We start from the raw sequence: 15,523 nt of genomic DNA on the forward strand, positions 1-15,523 counted from the left end.
GCCGGGCCGGATGGCACGCTCTGGGGATCCCGGGCCCCTGCGGCGACCGTAGAGTCGTCTGCACCGACGCACCACCGAGTGAAGGACGCGACCGATGAGCGAGTACGACGAGACCCCCGAGGAAGCCGGACCCACGCCCGAGGACACGGCCGCCGACGACGACGCCGCGGGCACCGTCTCGCACGTCGAAGAGGTCTTCGACCTGGACGGCGACGGTTACGCGGACGCCACCCTCACCGCCGACGGCGTCACGTACATCGACTCGGACGGCGACGGCGAGGCCGACGCGGTCGCCGTCGACGACGACGGGGACGGGATCTCCGACGAGGTGCTGATCGACCTCGACGGCGACGGCACCTTCGAGACCGCCATCGCCGACACCGACGGCGACGGCGTGGTCGACACCTACGAGTCGGACACCGACGGGGACGGCCTGGTGGACCAGATCTCCTACGACACCGACGGCGACGGCGTCGTCAACCAGGTCGTCACCGACCTCGACGGCGACGGGCGCGCCGACGTCATCGCGACGGACCACGACGGCGACGGCCTGGTCGACGAGATCGAGGTCGACTCCGACGGCGACGGGATCGCGGACACCGTCCTGACCGACGCCGACGGCGACGGCTTCCTCGACACCGTCCACACCGAGGCCGCCCCCGAGGGCGGCTCCGTCCAGTCCGAGACCGGCCAGGCCATCTGAGCATCGCTCCGCCCGCGTCGCGGTGCGGCGCGAGCGCCTTGCGGCGAAGGCCCGGCGCCCGGACGCTCCTCCGGGCGCCGGGCCCTTGGCGCGCAAGGCGAAGCCCGCCCTCCCGGCGCTCGACGCCCGGCCGCGGCGGGGGCGTCCGGTCGGCGCGGCGTTCGAATAGGATTGGCCCACCACTGGCAGGAGGGCGGGCATGGCGACATCGCGAGGGGCGCGCCAGTTGACGATCAAAGAGGTCGCGCGACGCGCCGGAGTGAGCCCGATGACCGTCTCCCGCACACTCGCCGGGGGCAGGAACGTCCGGCCCGATCTGCAAGAGCGCGTCATGACGGCCGTCCGCGAACTCGGCTACTACCGCAACGAGAACGCTCGCAGCCTCCGCCCCGGGCAGCCCAGCGGGCTCATCGGGGTCGCGATCACGAACCTCGCGAACCCCTACTACGGCAACTTCGCGCTCGGCGTCGAGGAGGTCGCCGCCGAGCACGGCCGGCGGATCCTCCTCGGCAACACGGGTGAGGACGACGCGCGCGAACGGCAGCTCGTCAGCGACTTCATCGGACGCCAGGTCGACGGGCTCATCCTCGTGCCGACCAGCGGCGACGCCGAGCACCTGCGGCCCGAGCGCCTCGGCGACGTCCCGCTCGTGCTCGCCTCCCGCCGCGTGCCCGGCCTGGACGTCGACACGGTGCTGCTCGACGACGTGGGCGGCGCCTACCGCGGCACAATCTCGCTGCTCGACGCCGGGCACACCCGCATCGGGTTCCTCGGGAACCGCAGCTCGGTGTTCACCGGCGAACGCCGCTACCGCGGCTACGAGCAGGCGATGAACGAGCGCGGGGCGCCGATCGATCCCGCGATCGTCGCCCGGGACCAGCAGGACGTGACCGCGGCCAGCCGCGCCGCCAAGGCGATGCTCGACCTCGACGAGCCGCCGACGGCGATCTTCAGCGCCAACAACCGCAACACCATCGGCGCCCTGCGCGAGATCGGGCGGCGGATCCGCGACGACCTCCCCGGGCCCCGCCCCGCGATCGTGAGCTTCGACGACTTCGAGCTCTCCGAGCTCATGCCGGTGCCGGTCACCGTCATCGACCACGACGCGCGGCTGCTCGGACGCGAGGCGGCGACCCTCCTGTTCGCGCGCCTCGACGGGGGCGACGAGACCGCCGCGCCCACCACGGTCGAATTGCCCGTCACCATCGAACATCCCTGATATCTTGCCTCTGACCAGGGGAGTTGCCAGTCTCGACAGTTGTTGGTAACGTTACCAACCTCAAGCTCACCACCACGGTCTCGCGGCCCACGCACGAGGAAGGAGACGAGCGGTGGAACTCTGCATCGACTTCGGCGGCTCCGCGATCAAGCTCGGCGTCCTCGATCGTGGCGCGCCCCTCCGCACCGCCGCGATCCCCGTCGGCGAGGGCGACCTCGAGGCGACGCGGGACGCGGCGGCCGCGCTGGTCGCCGACTGCTCGCCGACCGCCGCCGGGATCGCGGTCCCCGGCGTCGTGGACCGCGCCGCCGGCCGGCTCGTGAAGGCGCACGACAAGCACCCCCGCCTCGGCGGCCTCGACCTCATCGCCTGGGCCGAGACCGCCTTCGGACTCCCGGCCGTGGTCGAGAACGACGCCCGCGCCGCGCTCGTCGGCGAGATCACCACCGGCTCGGCCGCCGGAGCCCGGGACGCCGTCCTCATGACCCTCGGCACCGGGATCGGCACCGCCGCCGCCATGGACGGCACCGTCCTCAGAGGAGCCCACGACCACGCGGGCATCCTCGGCGGCCACCTCACCGTCGACCTCGACGCCGCGACCTGCAACTGCGGCAACGTCGGCTGCGCCGAATCGATCGCCGGAGCCTGGGCCCTCCGACGCGACCTCGCCGCCCGCGGCGACGCGGTCACCGACGTCGAAGCGCTGTTCGCCGCCGCCGCAGTAGGCGACGAAGCCGCCCTCGCCCTCCGCGACCGCGCCATCCGCGCCTGGGGCGCCACCGCCGTGTCCCTGTGCCACGCCTACGACCCGGAGGTCGTCATCCTCTCCGGCGGCGTCATGCGCGCCGGCCGCGCCGTCGCCGAACCCGTCGAAGCGCACGTCCGGAAGCACCTCTGGACCAGCTCGCACCGGCCCGCCTTCGTCATCCCCGACCGACCCGACCTCTCGGTGCTGCGCGGACTCGCCGTCCTCGCCGCCGAACACCACCGCTGAAGGAGCGACCTTGACCACCGCCAGTCCGTCCCCCGCCGGTCCGACCGGAAGCTACGTCAAGCAGCCGACCGTGCCGCTGCCGGCGGAGGCCCGCGTGCTCCACGGTGCTCCGGCCTGGGCCGAGGCCGCGGCGCTCGCGACCGAGCGGGCCGCCGGGCGCGCACCGCTGCTCGTCGTCGACGCCTACCCCGGTGCGGACCTCCCGCGCATCGGGGAGGCGATCGCCGCCGCGCTCCCGCAGTGGCGGCTGGTCGACGTCGAGGACGCCGCCGCCCTCCCGATCGAGCAGATCGACGCCCGCATCGCCGACAACCTCACCGACGACCGCGTCTTCGGCGTCCTCTCGCACGCCACCGTGGACGCCTTCTACGACGCCGAACGCCTCGACAAGCTCGCCGTCGAAGTGGACGGCGACGACGGGCCCGTCGTCCTCCTCGGCTGGGGCGCCGACCTCATCGCCCGCCGCACCGGCGCCCCGTACGCGCTCGTCCTCGCGGACATGGCCCGCTGGGAGATCCAGCAGCGCCAGCGCGCCGGGGCCGCGAACTGGCGGGCCCGGAACCCGGGGGAGGACCAGCTGCGCAAGTACAAGCGAGGGTTCTTCGTGGAATGGCGCGTGGCCGACCGCCACAAGCGCACCCTGTTCGACCGGGTCGACTTCCTGCTCGACGCCAACGCGATCGGCGCCGCCGAGCCGACCTCCCGCGAGGCCGGCATGATCACCGGCGAGGCCTTCCGCACCGCGATCGCGAACGCCGCGCGCCGTCCGTTCCGCGTCGTGCCCTTCTTCGACCCCGGTTCGTGGGGCGGCCAGTGGATGAAGCGCCGGTTCGGCCTCGACCCGGCGAAGCCGAACTACGCGTGGTGCTTCGACTGCGTCCCGGAGGAGAACTCGCTGCTCCTCGAAGACGCCGAGGGCGCCGTCGTCGAGATCCCCTCCCTGGACCTGGTGTTCACGCAGCCGAAGGCGCTGCTGGGGGAGCGGACCTACGCGCGCTTCGGCGCCGAGTTCCCGATCCGGTTCGACTTCCTCGACACCATGGAGGGCGGCAACCTCTCCCTCCAGGTGCACCCGCTCACCGACTACATCCAGCAGACGTTCGGCATGCACTACACGCAGGACGAGTCGTACTACATGCTCGACGCCGGGGACGACGCCCGCGTCTACCTCGGGTTCAAGGACGGCGTCGACAAGGACGCGATGATGGAGGACCTGCGCGCCGCGCAGACCGGCGAGCGCCCCTTCGAGGCCGAGAAGTACGTGAACACCTTCCCCGCCAAGAAACACGACCACTTCCTCATCCCGGCCGGCACCGTCCACAGCTCCGGCGCGAACTCGATGGTCCTCGAGATCTCCGCGACCCCGTTCATCTTCACCTTCAAGCTCTGGGACTGGGGGCGCCTCGGCCTCGACGGCATCCCCCGCCCCGTCCACCTGGACCACGGCGAACGGAACCTCGTGTGGAGCCGGGACGCGGGCTGGACCGAGGAGCAGCTCGTCAACCGGGTCGAGGTCGTGTCCGCCGACGGCGACGTCGTGGAGGAACGCACCGGGCTGCACGAACTCGAGTTCATCGAGGTCCGCCGCCACTGGTTCGCCGAGGAGGCCGCCCACGACACCGAGGGCACCGTGAACGTGCTCAACCTCGTGGAAGGCGACGAGGTCGAGGTCGTCAGCCCCACCGGCGCGTTCGACCCGTACGAGATCCACTACGCCGAGACGTTCATCGTGCCGGCGGCGGTCGGCCCCTACGTCGTCCGCCGCACCGCCCGCTCGCGCAGTGAGCGCTTCGCGACCGTCAAGGCCTCCGTCCGCGGCACTCGCGTCGGCGAGGCCTGACACCGACTTCGGGCGGCCCCTCGTCGCCCCGAACCGACAAGAACAAAGGAGTTCCCAATGCGAACCAGGAAGATCCCCCTCGCCGTCGCCCTCGCCGCCGGGCTGGTGCTCACCGCCTGCGGCGGAGGCGGCGAGGACGACGGCGCGACCACCGGCACGCTCGACTTCTACACGAACAAGGCCGCGTGGGAGCCCGACTTCGACGAGCTCAACGCGACCAGCGAATCCGACGCCGACATCACGCTGAACACGACCGGCTACTCCGACGCCGACCAGTACGACGCGTTCATCAAGCAGTCCTTCCGCACGGACAAGAGCCCCGGGCTCTTCACCTGGCAGACCGGCCCCTCGCTCGCCGAACTCGTCGACGAGGGCCTCGTCGCGGAGACCACCGACATCTGGACCGAGGCCGTGGACGAGGGCTGGGTCGCCGCCGACATGCGCGAGGCCTACACCTTCGACGGCAAGCAGTACTGCGTCCCGATGAACATCGCCTACTGGGTGATGTACTACAACAAGCACGTCTTCGAAGAGCAGGGCCTCGAAGAGCCCACCACCTGGGCCGAACTCGACGCGATCGCCGAGCGGCTCACCGAAGCCGGGATCACGCCCTACTACCAGACCAGCACGCTGTTCACCTTCCCGTGGTTCCAGCAGCTCGTCGCCGGCACCGACCCCGAGCTCTACAACGGACTCGCCACCGGCGAGGTGCAGTACACCGACCCGCGGATCGTCGCGATCATGGAGACCTGGCGCGACCAGCAGGAAGCGGGCTGGTTCAGCGACGCCGGCAGCACGGTCGACCCGGCCGTCGGCCTCAAGCAGGGCGACTTCGCGATGATCAACTTCGGGTCGTTCTTCAACGGCTCGCTCGACGGGGCCGGCATGGTCTCCGGCGAGGACTACGACATGTTCGTCATCCCCGCGGTGAACCCCGACCTCGCCAAGACCCCGGTCGCCGTCGAATCCGGACCGCTCTGCGTCGCCGAGAACTCCTCGCAGAAGACGCTCGGCCTGGCCTACTCCGAATGGTGGATGTCGCCCGAGGCGCAGACCGCGTGGAGCGAAGCCCGCGGCGACGTCGCGTTCAACCCGAAGGCCACCGTCGCCGACCCGATGCTCGAAGAGCTCGGCACGACCGTCTCCGGTGACGACTACGAGCTCTACGACCGGTACTACGAGGCCACGCCCACGCCGATCCTCACCGTCGCGCTCGAGCAGTTCGGCGCGTTCATCGCCGACCCGGGCGACCCGCTGCCGTACCTGGAGACGATCCAGGCCGAGGCCGACGACTACTGGGCAGACCAGGAGTAGCACCCGATGACGTCCGACAAGACCCCGACGGTGAAGGCCCCCAAGGACCCGTACCGCTGGTCGGCCCTGGGGTTCATCGCACCGGGCGTCCTCTTCGTGGCGGTGCTGCTGTACCTGCCGCTGCTGTGGACGACCTTCCTCAGCCTCACCGAGTACAACGGCCTGGGCGACCCCGAATGGGTCGGCGTCGAGAACTACGTCGAGATGTTCGACGACCCGCAGTTCCTCGGCTCCGTGTTCAACACGCTGCTGTGGGTCGTCGGCACCCTCCTCGTCCCGGTGGGCATCGGGCTCGGGGTCGCCCTGCTCACCTGGAACCTCGCCGGCGGCAGCTGGCTGCGGCTGCCGTTCCTCATCCCGTACGCCCTCTCGGGCATCGGGGTGGCGGTGATCTGGTCGTTCATCCTCGGCGGCGACGGCGCGCTCGACCAGGCGCTCGCCGCCTTCGGGATCGTCGACACGCCCCGCTGGCTCGTCGACGCCCCGCTCAACACGGTCGTGATGATCCTCGCGACCGCCTGGCAGGGCGTCGGCGTGAACGCCCTGCTCTTCACGATCGGCCTCCAGTCGATCCCCAAGGAGCCCCTCGAAGCGGCCCGGATGGACGGCGCGACGGGCCTGCGGCTCTTCCGCAGCATCCTGTGGCCCATGCTGCGCCCGCTCACCGCGGTCGTCGTCGGGCTCTCGATCGTCGCCAGCCTGAAGACGTTCGACATCGTGCAGGGCATGACCAAGGGCGGGCCGGGCCGCGAATCCGAGACGCTCGCGCTGACGATGTACAAGGAGACCTTCGTGAACAGCGAATACGGCCTGGGCTCGGCGATCGCGGTGTTCCTCACGGTCGTGACGCTCGCCGCCGCGATCCTCTACCTGCGCGAGCAGCTGTCCCGGAAGCACGAGGCCTGACCATGTCACGAGTCATCCGCACCGGCGTCCTCATCGTCCTCGGCCTGATCTGGCTGCTGCCGGTGTACCTGCTCCTGATCAACGCCGCGAAGGCGCCGGAGACGTTCACGACCGCCGAGTCGTGGCGGCCCACCGACTTCTCGCTGTTCGGGAACATCGCCGAGGCCATGCGGCTGTCCGGGCTCGGTGAGAGCGTCGCCAGCACCCTGCTCTACGCGGTCGTCTCGCCCGCGATCGCCGTTCTGATCGGCTCCGCCGCGGGCTTCGCGATCGTCGCGCTCCGTCTGCGGCACGGGTTCGCCTGGTTCGTCGCGATCTTCGGCGGCACCGTCTTCCCGCTCCAGATGATCCTGCTGCCGATGTTCGACGCGTACTCGCGCACGGGCCTGTTCGACACCCGGACCGGCATGGTCATCGTCTACACGGCGATCTCGGTCCCGTTCTCGGCGTTCGTGATGCGCAACTTCTTCACCGGCATCGCGCACAACGTCTTCGAGGCGGCCGTGCTCGACGGCGCGTCCACCCTGCGCATCTTCACCCGGGTGTACCTGCCGATGGCCTCGAGCGCGCTCGTCGCGATCTTCATCCTGCAGGCCACGTTCATCTGGAACGACTTCCTGCTCGGCCTCACCCTCAGCCAGTCCGACACCGTGCGGCCCATCGTGACCAGCCTCGCCGGGATGCAGAGCACCTACGGCGGCGCGCAGATGTCGACCGTGCTCGCCGGCGGCCTGCTCGTCTCGCTGCCCACGGTCGTGCTCTTCCTCTGCACGCAGAAGTTCTTCGCCCGCGGCCTCGCCCTCGGGCAGTACTAGGAGTCCTCATGCGCCCTGCCGCCTCGCGCACCGTCCCCACGGTCGACGACCTCGCCGCCGACCCGGTCACGCACCACTACGACGACATGATCGCGCCCAGCGGGCTCACCAACCTGCTCGGCACCGCCCGAGTCGAGCACGACCTCACCGCGATCAGTGCCGTCACGTTCCCGCCCGTCTCCCAAGGCCCCACCCGGACCGCGGCGTGCTTCGTGGACGGACGCCTGCTGGAGTCCTACGGCGCGCCGATCACGCACGAATGGCGTCCCGACCGGGTGCGCCGCAGCGTGTCCCTCCCCGGGCTCGACCTCGCCACCGTCACGGTGTGCGCCCCCGGCCGGGCCGGCGTCGCCGTCGACGTCAGCGTCACCAACACCGGCGACGCGCCCCGGACCGTCCCGGTCGCGCTCTCGCTCGCCGCCGCGGCGACCCGATCCGGGACGGCCTGGCTCGACGCGGTCGCCCCCGAGGAACGCAACCGCGCCACCGCCGCGCCCTCGCGCCTGGTCTTCGCGAACGAGGCGGGCACGGCCTGGAGCGTTCAAGGCGTCGACACCGACGCCGAGGTGCGGCTCTCCGGCATTGCCCCCGCCGCGGGGGAGCACGAGGTCGGCATCGGCGGCATCGAGCGCGGCGGCGAGGTCCGCGTCAGCCTCGACGTCGCCCCCGGCGGGACGGCCCGATTCGGCTACGTCCACGCCGTCGGCGCCACCGAAGCGGCCGCCACCGCGGCCTTCGCCGCCATCGCCGCCGACGTCCCGGCCACCGTGGCCGCCGCCGAGTCCTTCTGGAACACGCAGCTCGACGCCGCCTTCCGGCCCGGGAACGGCGAGTTCTCCGGGCATCTGCCCACATTGGAGACCTCCTCCGACGCGCTGCGCCGCCTCTACTGGTGGGGCGCGCTCGGCGTCATCTGGTTCCGGCGCGACTTCGCGGGCAACGTCCTCGGACGCAGCTACGACACCCTCATGCCCAACTACTGGGCCACCACCACGTTCATCTGGGACTACAGCCTCAGCTCCATCACGCACGCGCTGCTCGACCCGGACGTCATGCGACGTCAGCTGTCGCACTGGATCGCCTCCGACATCCACACGCACTTCGGCACCTCGTCCCTCACGGGCGGGCCCGTCGGCCGCTGGTACTCGGTCAACGACTACGCGATGACCCGGCTCGTCCACGACTACCTCCGGTTCACCGGCGACACCGGCCTGCTCGACGAGTCCGCCGGCGGCCGTCCGGTGCGCGAGCATCTGCGCGACTGGGCCCTGGCCTGGCGCGGCCTGCGCGGCTCGTCCGCGCTGGCCGACTACGGCGAGATCGACAACCTCCTCGAATGCGTCAGCTCCTACACGCACGAGGTCGCGAGCCTCAACGCCGCGAACGTGTGGAACCTCCGCACCGCGGCCGAGATCCTCGCCGCCACCGGCGATCCCGACACGGCCGAGGACCTGGCGGCCGAAGCGGACGCCCTCGTCGGCGAGGTCGTCGACCTCTACCTGCCCGGCGCCGGGCACTTCGCCGCCCGCCAGCCCGACGGCACCCGCGTCCCGGTGCGGCACGTCTACGACTTCAGCGTCGTCGGCACCACCATCGCCGACGACCTCCCCGCCCGGGTGCGCGGGGAGATGGTCGACTTCTACCGGCGCGAACTCCAGACCGGGGTCTGGACGCGCTCACTGTCCCCAAGGGACCCCGACGCGAGCTTCAGCGTCCGCCCCGACCACCAGTGGAACGGCGCCTACCCCGCGTGGCCCGCGGACGCGGCCCGCTCGCTCGTCGCGCTCGGCGCGCCGTCCGCCGCCCTCGACTGGCTCCCCGGACTCGCCCGCTCCGCGAACCAGGGGCCGCCCGGGCAGGCGCACTTCACCGAGGAGGCCATGCCGCCGGTCAACGGCGGCGCGCGCAAAGCGCCTCCCCAGCTGCCGTACATCATCGACTGGGCCTGCTCCTCCGCCGGCGCCTATGTGGCCCTGGTGATCGAGTCGTTCTTCGGCGTCGATCCCAGCGTCGGCGACGACCGCCTCGACACCTCCCGCGCCTGCATCGCCGACCTCGACCCCGACGCGGTGCTCCGCGGCCTGCGCATCGGCGACCGGCTCGTCGACGTCCACGCCGACGGCACCGTCACCGACGCGTCATGAACGCGCGACCGCTGCGACGCGTCCCGATCGAACCGGCGATGGTCCGCGGCGCCGTCGAGGTCGAGGAGACGCCGCGCGGGCTCCTCCCGCACCGGCTGCCGCGATGGGCCAGACGGCAGATCCCGGACCGCTTCATGGTCCAGACCAGCGCGGAGAGCGCCGGCGTCCGCCTCGCCCTCCGCACGGCCGCCGACGTGATCGAGCTCGACGTGCAGGCGCGGCGCCTCGCCGCCGACGCCGAGGCGCCCATGCCGCCGAGCGTCTACGAGCTCACCGAGGGGTCGCGACTCGCGGCGTCCGCGACCGTGCCCGTCGGCTCCCGCTTCGTGTTCGCCTTCGAACGGCCGGACGGCGCGATCGTGCCCGGACCGGACGCCACGGCGCGATTCACAGGGCTCGGCACGGGCGCCGAGCGCGACCTGGAACTGTGGCTGCCGTATCACGACGCGGTGGAGCTGCTGGAACTGCGCGCCGACGCGCCCGTCGCGCCCCTGCCCGAATCCGGGGCGCTCCGCTGGGTCCACCACGGCAGCTCCATCAGCCACGGCTACCGGGCCGACACGACCACCGGCACCTGGCCGGTGGTCGCGGCGCTCCGGGCCGGGGCCCACCTCCAGAACCTCGCCTTCAGCGGCAACGCCATGCTCGACCCGTTCACCGCCAGGACGATCCGCGACGCGCCCGCCGACCTCGTCACCCTGAAGATCGGCATCAACCTCGTCTGCGGCGACGTGATGCGCCTGCGCGCGTTCCGCCCCGCCGTCGACGGCTTCCTCGACACCGTCCGCGACGGCCACCCCGAGACGCCGATCGTGCTCGTCTCGCCGATCTGGTGCGAGCCGGTCGAGACCGCGGCCGGACCCACCGTGCAGGACCCCGGCCGCGACGAGGAGTGGTCGATCGCGGCGGGCACCGAGGCCGACGTCGCGGCCGGAAAGCTCTCGCTCCGCACCGTCCGCGACGAACTCGCCTCCATCGTGGACCGCCGCCGGGACGACGACCACCGACTGCACTACTTCGACGGCCTGTCGCTCTACAGCGGCCGCGACGCCGCCGCGATGCCGCTGCCGGACAACCTGCACCCCGGCCCGGACGTCCAGCGCCGCATCGGCGAACGCTTCGCCGACGCCGTCCTCTCCGAATTCGCCGTCCCGCACGGCTCGACCCCCAGGGGCCGCCCCTCCGGCGAGTCCCGAGATCTGCAAAGGAGCAGACCATGACCCGACGATCGACCACACTCGCCGCAGCCCTGTTCACCGGGCTCGCCACCGCAGCGGTCCCCTTGACCGCCGGCGCCGCCCCGGCGTCCGAGCCGCGCGTGTGCGCCTCCGTCAACGAGGAGCTCACCGAGCGCTTCGGCGCCTACGCCGACACCGCGGGGCGCTGGACCGGCGCCGACTCCGCCTACAGCGTCCAACTGCCCGACGGCTCGACCGCGTGGCTCTACTCCGACACGTTCCTCGGGGAGGTCGACGAGGACGGCGGCCGGCCCCTGGACTCGCCGTTCCTCCACAACTCGATCATCGTCGACGACGGCGGCACGCTCACCACCCACACCGGAGGGACGCCCGACGCGCCCGAATCGCTCGCGAAGGTCGCGGACGCCGACGAGTCCGAGCGCTGGTACTGGTTCGGCGACGGCACGGTCGAAGGCGACGCCCTGCACGTGATGCTGCTCGAGTTCGTCAAGACCGGGTCCGGGGTGTTCGACTTCGCGTTCAGCGGCAACGCCGTCGCCACCTTCGACGTCGACGACATGAGCCTCACGGCGATCACGGCGCTCCCGGAGTCGGGGGTGAACTGGGGCTCGGCGATCTACGAGGACCCCCACGACGGGCACACCTACGTCTTCGGCGTCGAGGACCTGCAGGCGCAGAAGTACGCCCACCTCGCCCGCGTGCCCTCCGGCTCGCTCACCACGGCGGACTGGGAGTACTTCGCCGCGGGGGAGTGGACCGAGGACCCCAGCGGCTCCAGCCGCATCCTCGAAGGCGTCTCGAACGAGTTCAGCGTCTCCCGCTTCCAAGGCCGGTTCACGCTCGTCACCGGCGACGCCACCGAAGCGCTCAGCGCCAAGATCGTGATGTACCGCAGCGACGCCATCGAGGGGCCCTACACCGGCAAGACCGTGCTGTACGAGACCCCGGAGACCGGCGGGAACGTCTTCACCTACAACGCCAAGGCGCACCCGCACCTCAGCGACGGGAACCGACTGCTGGTGACCTACAACGTCAACAGCTTCGCACCCGACGACCTGTACGAGGACGCGCGCATCTACCGTCCCCGCTACATCGACGTCACCGTCACCTTCGCCAACGGCCGCGGGAACGGCCGGCACTGACGGCATGAACGGCGGTCGCGACGGGCGGGGGCGGTCCTCGCCGCCACCCGTCGCGACCGCCGTTCCGTGTGCTCGGGCGATCGCCGATGCCGCCCGTCCCGGTCAGCGGTTTCTGACCCGGTCCAGGACTTCACGGCCGCGCTCGGGCAGCTCGGCGGCCGCCGAGATGATCGCGTCCCGCGCGTCCTCCAGCTGCGCGACGGCCTTGTGGTAGCCGCGGTTGGACCTGCGGCGGTCGTAGGCCATCTTGGCCCCCACCACCGCGGCCGCCACCACGACCACCGCCGCCGCGGCGGCGACCATCCGCCGGCCGCCGACCTTGGCGACGGGCCACGGCTCGTCGTCGTCGGCGACGTAGGCGTCGCCCTCGTCGGTCTCCTCCAATTGGGCGGCGTCGCGTCCGGCGATGTCGGCCAGGCGCAACGCGTCGGACTCGCTCGCCGGCTCCGCGCCGGTGTCCTGCAGATCCTTCTGCGATTTCATGGTCGCATCCTCCCTCGGTCGGCCCGGTGCTCCGCGATTCGGAGCCGCCTTGGCGAACAGGACTCGAATAAGACCTGCTCACGGGCCCGGATTCCGTCAACCCGGAGTTTACCCAGTTCAGTGCCCGATTAGACGGCTTGAGGCCGGTCTTCTTCGCGGCGATCGATTTCCGGCGGTCCGGCCGCAGGTCGACATATCCGTGTCCTCGCGTTCGCGACCGCTCCCGCGGCTGTGGCGCACCGGCAGTTGACTCCTCGGCCCGGTTCCACCACACTGGAGGCTCGTTTCGGCCGACCGAGCAGGTGACCATGGCACGACCGCCCGAGGACCCCACGCACCCCGCGCCCCTGTACTCGCTGGTCGAGTCGCCGCACGGACGCGCCTACCTCCGACTGCTGGCCCGACCGGACGGCGAGGACATGGTGTACCGGATCTCCGGATCCGTCTACGCCGACGTCCCCGGCGACGCGCTCGCCCCGGCGCTGCGACACGGCGCCGCACTGTTCGGATTCGAGGGGTACAACATCCGCCGGTTCCACCGCGAGCCCGGCACGGACCGGCTCCATCTGCTCACCCGCGAGCTGGTGTTCTACACCGACCCGGCCGAACCGACCCGCATCCTCACCGAGTGGGCCAACCCGGTCGACGGCCGCGTCTACCCCGTCGTCCCGGTCAACAACGATGCCGTCAACCAGGGCCCCTTCCCGATCGCCCCCTCCTTCGAGGGTCCTCCCGCCCGCTCGGTCCACGGGCGGCTCATGTGGCACGCCGACATCCCGCCCCGCGCCGACCTCGCCTCGGCCCTCGGCGACGGGTTCGGGCTGCCGAGCGGGATCTACACGACCTGGGAGCTGTTCGACTTCACGGTCGACGCCGAAGCGGTCGAGTCCTGCCGCGGGGAGGACGCGCCCGAAGGCGCGCTCCCGGTGGTGAGCACGTGGACCAGGGTCGGTCCGTGGCCGCCGTTCATGGCGCTGTCCGAGGCCGAGACCGGCGGCGCGGGCGTCGTCTACCACACTCGCAACTGGACGCTCGACGGCTTCGAGCGGCTCGAACCGTGGATCAAGGACGCGGTCCTCGCGGACTACCCGCTCTACACCGCCGCGCCGGAGCAGCCGGGACCGAATCAGACCTCCTGGAGTTCCTTCTAGGCCAAGCAGCTCGGCGAAGGCGCCATGACCTGGGCCGAATGGTGCGAGGCCAACGGCATGTGACGTCCTATGCGGACACGGTGTGGGCCGGGGCCAGCACCGCCCTAGTCCCGCTCGTATGCGGCGGGGTCGTACACGGGCGCGGGCAGTGACGCGGCCAGCGCGATGATCTCGTCCAGGCCGTATCCCTCGATCACGCCCGCATAGGTGGTGTCGAACGCGACCGCCCAGCCCGCCGGGTCGTACACCATCACCCAGTACGAGTGGCTCTCGCCGACGCCGAAGGTCCGCGTGGCGACGGTCCGGCCGTCGACCTCGGTCGTCTCGCAGACGTCGTCCTTGTCGCCCGCGCAGTCGAGGAGGTACGGCTCGGCGTTCGCCCCCTCCGGCGGGAGCCCCGGGAGCCAGCCGCCGGGGAGGTGGTAGCGCACGGCCGCGTGCACGGGGTGGTCCTCGGTGTCGGTGAACGGCATGGAGTAGTCGGCGGCGTAGCCGCGTCGGACCGTGTCGTCGACGAAGTGCAGCTGCGACGGTTGGGAGTCGAGGAGCTCCACACCCGGGTGCGCCGCGTCGATCGCGGCGGTGGCCGCGTCGAACGTGGCCTGCGAGTCGGCGGCCGCCGCGCTCTCCCACGCCTCGTCCGGGGCCCACCCGGCCGGGACGTCGAGCAGGTCCCCGACCGGCGCCAGTTCACTGGTGTCGTAGTCGAACTGCGGCATCGCGAGCATCGCCGTCCGCAGGTCCTCTACGCTCATCGCCCGGCCCTGGCCCGCGCAGTCGAGGTCCCAGGAGGACCGCAGCGCCGAGCCGTTCGGGTAGACGACGGCCGCCTCCAGCGCGCAGCCGTGATCGGCGACCATCAGGATCCGGCCGTCGTCGAGCTCATCCTTGGTGAACTCGGGCGCCGCATCGGTCCAGGACGCCTCGTCGGAGATGAGGTGCTGCGGGAACGCGACGTCGCCGGTCGGGCCGGGCTCGGCGGTCCATCCGCCCGGCTGCATCGCGGTGATCGCGAAGGAGGACCGCTCCGCCTCCTCGTCGCCGTCGCGGGCGAGGTAGCCGCGCAGGTACACCTGCCCGCTGTTGCCCGTCGCGTGCCACGGCATGAACTGGAGCGGCAGGTCCTGGTAGCCGAGTTCGGACAGCGCCTCGTCGCGGTCGACGCCCCACTGCTCCATGGCGTCCGCGATGGCCGCTTCGGACGGCCGCTCGTAGTCGAGCGCGTCGGCCTCCAGGAAGCCCGCGTCCACCGCGAGGTCCCCGAAGGCCGATCTCGCGGCCGAGTCGAGGTCCCATTGGACGTCGTCCCACGTGGCGGAGGTCGGGCTCGGGTAGCCGGCCAGGGACGGGTCGAAGTCGAACGGACCGCCGGCCGGGAGTTCCGGTCCCCCTTCGGTCTCCTGGACCGGGGCGAACGTGTTGAGCGACAGCGCGAGGACGGCGGCGACCGCCGCGACCCCCGCGGTGGCGGCGCCGCCGGCGAGGACGACTTTGCGGCGGCGGAAGCGGTAGCCCTCGCGCACGGCCTCGTCGATGTCGAGCGAGGGCTCCTTCGGCGTCGTGTCGGGCCGGGCCCGCCGGATCAGGCCGCCGGTGTCGTCTTGCAGGTTCAT

Annotated in this window: 13 protein-coding genes; 11 read left to right on the forward strand and 2 right to left on the reverse strand. The window is 71.6% G+C overall.

Features of this window, described 5'->3' with window-relative positions; translation table 11 throughout:
• Positions 1-94 precede the first annotated feature (94 nt).
• The 10 genes from K3N28_RS22605 (at position 95) to K3N28_RS22650 (ending at position 12,276) form a co-directional block, all read left to right on the forward strand.
• A complete protein-coding gene (locus K3N28_RS22605) occupies positions 95-703 on the forward strand; it encodes a hypothetical protein (protein ID WP_228095068.1) in 609 nt (202 codons plus the stop codon).
• 199 nt (positions 704-902) lie between these two features.
• Complete coding sequence (locus K3N28_RS22610; RefSeq protein ID WP_228095071.1) at positions 903-1,922, forward strand: LacI family DNA-binding transcriptional regulator; 1,020 nt, start codon at positions 903-905, stop codon at positions 1,920-1,922.
• A 112-nt stretch (positions 1,923-2,034) separates the two neighbouring features.
• Positions 2,035-2,916, forward strand: a complete 882-nt coding sequence (locus K3N28_RS22615) for an ROK family protein (RefSeq protein ID WP_228095072.1) — start codon at positions 2,035-2,037, stop codon at positions 2,914-2,916.
• A gap of 10 nt (positions 2,917-2,926) precedes the next feature.
• Positions 2,927-4,756 carry a class I mannose-6-phosphate isomerase gene (locus K3N28_RS22620; RefSeq protein ID WP_228095074.1) on the forward strand — a complete coding sequence of 610 codons (1,830 nt, stop codon included), beginning with the start codon at positions 2,927-2,929 and terminating at the stop codon, positions 4,754-4,756.
• Between the two features lie 57 nt (positions 4,757-4,813).
• Entirely contained in the window at positions 4,814-6,070 is a 1,257-nt protein-coding gene (locus K3N28_RS22625; RefSeq protein ID WP_228095076.1) for an ABC transporter substrate-binding protein, read from the forward strand.
• Between the two features lie 6 nt (positions 6,071-6,076).
• Positions 6,077-6,976 (forward strand): carbohydrate ABC transporter permease, encoded by a 900-nt coding sequence (locus tag K3N28_RS22630; RefSeq protein WP_228095078.1) that lies wholly within the window; start codon positions 6,077-6,079, stop codon positions 6,974-6,976.
• Between the two features lie 2 nt (positions 6,977-6,978).
• Complete coding sequence (locus K3N28_RS22635; protein ID WP_228095080.1) at positions 6,979-7,791, forward strand: carbohydrate ABC transporter permease; 813 nt, start codon at positions 6,979-6,981, stop codon at positions 7,789-7,791.
• An 8-nt stretch (positions 7,792-7,799) separates the two neighbouring features.
• Positions 7,800-9,935 (forward strand): hypothetical protein, encoded by a 2,136-nt coding sequence (locus K3N28_RS22640; RefSeq protein ID WP_228095082.1) that lies wholly within the window; start codon positions 7,800-7,802, stop codon positions 9,933-9,935.
• A complete protein-coding gene (locus K3N28_RS22645; RefSeq protein WP_228095084.1) occupies positions 9,932-11,155 on the forward strand; it encodes a GDSL-type esterase/lipase family protein in 1,224 nt (407 codons plus the stop codon). Before K3N28_RS22640 ends, K3N28_RS22645 begins: the two co-directional genes overlap by 4 nt.
• A complete protein-coding gene (locus K3N28_RS22650; protein ID WP_228095085.1) occupies positions 11,152-12,276 on the forward strand; it encodes a DUF4185 domain-containing protein in 1,125 nt (374 codons plus the stop codon). Before K3N28_RS22645 ends, K3N28_RS22650 begins: the two co-directional genes overlap by 4 nt.
• A gap of 102 nt (positions 12,277-12,378) precedes the next feature.
• Here the strand turns inward: K3N28_RS22650 and K3N28_RS22655 are convergent, their stop codons facing one another.
• Positions 12,379-12,759 (reverse strand): hypothetical protein, encoded by a 381-nt coding sequence (locus K3N28_RS22655; protein ID WP_228095086.1) that lies wholly within the window; start codon positions 12,757-12,759, stop codon positions 12,379-12,381.
• A gap of 308 nt (positions 12,760-13,067) precedes the next feature.
• Between K3N28_RS22655 and K3N28_RS22660 the strand changes: the two genes are divergently transcribed.
• On the forward strand, positions 13,068-13,910 hold the full coding sequence (locus K3N28_RS22660) for a DUF1838 family protein (protein ID WP_228095087.1): 843 nt from the start codon (positions 13,068-13,070) through the stop codon (positions 13,908-13,910).
• Positions 13,911-14,014: 104 nt separating this feature from the next.
• On the opposite strand, the gene K3N28_RS22665 is transcribed toward K3N28_RS22660, so the two are convergent.
• Positions 14,015-15,523 (reverse strand): hypothetical protein, encoded by a 1,509-nt coding sequence (locus K3N28_RS22665; RefSeq protein ID WP_228095088.1) that lies wholly within the window; start codon positions 15,521-15,523, stop codon positions 14,015-14,017.

The sequence above is a fragment of the Glycomyces sp. TRM65418 genome (assembly GCF_019710475.1).
GTDB lineage: Bacteria > Actinomycetota > Actinomycetes > Mycobacteriales > Micromonosporaceae > Glycomyces.